Source organism: Methylocystis sp., assembly GCF_021731785.1.
Lineage (GTDB): Bacteria > Pseudomonadota > Alphaproteobacteria > Rhizobiales > Beijerinckiaceae > Methylocystis.
The window spans coordinates 1-3,042 of the sequence record NZ_JAKFWS010000189.1; the positions used below are offsets into that span (position 1 = coordinate 1).

At 59.8% G+C, this 3,042-nt stretch carries 3 protein-coding genes; all 3 read right to left on the bottom strand.

Features of this window, described 5'->3' with window-relative positions; genetic code table 11:
* Window positions 1-1,312: nitrogenase molybdenum-iron protein subunit beta (gene nifK, locus QZ964_RS21190; RefSeq protein ID WP_292534328.1), on the bottom strand; the 1,312-nt coding region annotated here is incomplete at its 3' end.
* A gap of 66 nt (window positions 1,313-1,378) precedes the next feature.
* Window positions 1,379-2,881 carry a nitrogenase molybdenum-iron protein alpha chain gene (gene nifD, locus QZ964_RS21195; RefSeq protein WP_018406757.1) on the bottom strand — a complete coding sequence of 501 codons (1,503 nt, stop codon included), beginning with the start codon at window positions 2,879-2,881 and terminating at the stop codon, window positions 1,379-1,381.
* Between the two features lie 78 nt (window positions 2,882-2,959).
* Window positions 2,960-3,042 (bottom strand): dinitrogenase reductase (locus QZ964_RS21200; RefSeq protein WP_292534333.1); only part of this gene is annotated, 83 nt, incomplete at its 5' end.

A 3,042-nucleotide genomic window follows, 5' to 3' on the forward strand; every position in this document is an offset into this window, starting at 1 on the left:
ACAGCAGCGAACGCATATGCCAAAGATCTTTGCCGGCATAGACGTGGCAATTCTGGCCGAACGGCGAGGAGTCGAACAGCGCCTGCACTTTTGCCGCCCAAGCCTTGCCGCCATTCGTGGCGAGCACATGCGTCGGTTCGGCGCCAAGCTCCAGCAGGAACCCGGCGAGGCCGAGGCACAGATCCGGATCGCCGTAGATCGCGAATTTCTTGCCATGAATATGCGCGCTCGAATCGGCCACCGCATCAACGAGACGACCACGCTCACGCGCCAGCTCTTCAGGGATCGGCTTGCCGGTGATGCGCGACAAGGTCATGAGGAACTTGTCGGTCGCCGAGACGCCGATCGGATGATTGAAGGCGGCGACTTCCTGGCCGTGCTCAGCGATCAGCGGCAGCGTCTTCTCGGTGCAATATTCCTGCATCGAGATCGTCGCCTTGGCGTTGATCGCATCGGCTGCCTCTTCCAGCGTCGTGCCGCCGTCATACATGCGGAACTCGCCGTCGGTCGGCGTGTCGAAGACTTCGCTGTTGTCGGCGAGGATCGTGTAGTCGATGCCCATAAGGCCAAAGATCCGCTTGACTTCGCGCGTATTGCCGACGGTATAGCCGTCGAAGCCGCCGATGAAGTTGATCTTATCATTCGCCTTGCGCTCAAGCTTGGCCGTCGTGCCGGCCTTGCCGTCCCAGAAGTGCGCAATGACGCCCTTCAGCGCATTGTCGTAGCCGGTGACGTGGCTGCCGACGAATGCCGGGGTGTGAGCGAAGGGAACGTCGTATTCCTCCGGAACCGAACCCTTTTCCTTCGAGGTCTTGATGAAGGCGTTCAGATCGTCGCCGATGACTTCCGCCATGCAGGTGGTCGAGACGGCGATCATTTTCGGCTTGTACATGTTGTAGGTGTTGGCCAGGCCGTCGATCATGTTGTTGAGGCCACCGAACACCGCCGCATCTTCGGTCATCGACGAGGACACGCAGGAGCTCGGCTCCTTGAAGTGTCTCGACAGATGGCTGCGGTAATAGGCGACGCAGCCCTGCGAACCGTGAACGAAGGGAATCGTTTGCTCGAAACCGACGGCGGCGAAGACCGCGCCGAGCGGCTGGCAGGCCTTGGCCGGATTGACCGTCAACGCCTCGCGAGCGAAGTTCTTCTCGCGATATTCGGGGGTCTTGGCCCATTCCCGAACGCGTTCCACCTCAGCCGGATCGCGCGGGTTTTCGAACATCTTCTTCTTGTTCGCCAGCATCTGCTGGTACTCGGGACCTCTGAAGAGGTCAAAATGGTCTAGGACGTGTTCTGCGCTCTGCGGCATGGTCGAACCCTCGCGTCATGCATTTCGGGGAGCCGGCGCGCGCCTTCGCGACGCGCCGGCGCTGATTTATTCCGCGGCTTGGAGCAGCGGCAGTTCCTCGGTCTTCCAAGGCGCCTTGGTCATTTTCCAGACCGGCGAGTTGATCGCCATGTCCATGTCCCGCGCGAAGATCGCGAAACCGTCATAGCCATGGTAGGGGCCCGAATAGTCCCAGCTGTGCATCTGGCGGAAAGGCACGCCCATCTTTTGGAAGACGTATTTTTCCTTGATGCCGGAGCCGACGAGATCGGGCTGGATCTTCTCGACGAATTTTTCGAACTCGTAGCCGGTCACGTCGTCGTAGATCAGCGTTCCGTCCTTGACGTAATGCTGGGCGGTGCGCTGATAGTCGTCGTTGTGGCCGAATTCATAGCCCGTACCGACAACTTCCATGCCGAGGTCTTCGTAGGCGCCGATCACGTGACGCGGGCGGAGGCCGCCGACGAACAGCATAACCGTCTTGCCTTCCAGACGCGGACGGTATTTGGCGATGACCGCGTCCATCAAGGGCTGATATTTGGCGATGACCTGCTCGGCGCCTTCCTTGATCTTGTCGTCGAAATAGCTGGCGATCTTGCGCAGCGATTCGGCGATCTTGCTCGGGCCGAAGAAGTTATATTCGCACCACGGAATGCCGTACTTCTCTTCCATGTGGCGCGAAATGTAGTTCATCGAACGGTAGCAATGCAGAACGTTCAGCTTCGCCTTCGGCGTCGCTTCCAGTTCGGCGAGGCTGCCGTCGCCCGACCATTGCGCGATCACGCGCAGGCCCATTTCCTCAAGCAGGATGCGCGACGACCAGGCGTCGCCGCCGATGTTGTAGTCGCCGATGATGGCGACGTCATAGGGCGTCGGCTCGAAACGCGGCGCGGCGTCGGGAGCGATCTTGTCGAACACCCAATCGCGGATCGCGTCGTTGGCGATGTGATGGCCGAGCGACTGAGAAACGCCGCGGAAGCCCTCGCAACGGACCGGGACGATGGTCTTGCCGTCATATTCCTTCGACTTGGCCTTCGACACCGCTTCGATGTCGTCGCCAATGAGGCCGATCGGGCATTCCGACTGAACGGTGATGCCGTTGTTCAGCGGGAACAGCTCCTGGATCTCGTCCATGATCTTCGCGAGCTTCTTATCGCCGCCGAAGACGATATCCTTCTCTTGGAAGTCGGACGTGAACTGCATCGTGACGAAAGTGTCGATGCCGGTCGTGCCGATGTAATAGTTGCGGCGCGCCGCCCAGGAATATTGGCCGCAGCCCACCGGGCCATGGCTGATGTGGATCATGTCCTTGATCGGACCCCAGACGACGCCCTTCGAACCGGCGTAAGCGCAGCCGCGAATGGTCATCACGCCAGGGATCGACTTGATGTTCGACTTCACGCCGCAATCCGGCTTGCCTTCCTGATGCACGTTGAGGTGCTTGGCGCGGCGCTTGGCGGTCTTCTCGGGATAAACCTTCAGAACTTCTTCGATGAGCGCTTTGTTGCGGTCCTTGATCTCCGCAACGCTCAATGTGGGCGAAACACTCATTTGATGTCTCCTTTAATGCTTTCTGGATTTCAGCTCGACCTCCCGCATGCGGGAGGTCGACGCTCATGCGTTGACGGGTTAGGCGATCGCCTGGAGTTCGGCCGCGGTCTTGCCGATCTGGCTCTCGTCGACCGCCTTCATGATGCCGTGCTCCATCAGCA

Coding starts and splice junctions, on each gene's coding strand:
- nifD (WP_018406757.1), bottom strand. CDS start 2,881: ATGAGTGTTTCGCCCACATTGAGCGTTGCGGAGATCAAGGACCGCAAC.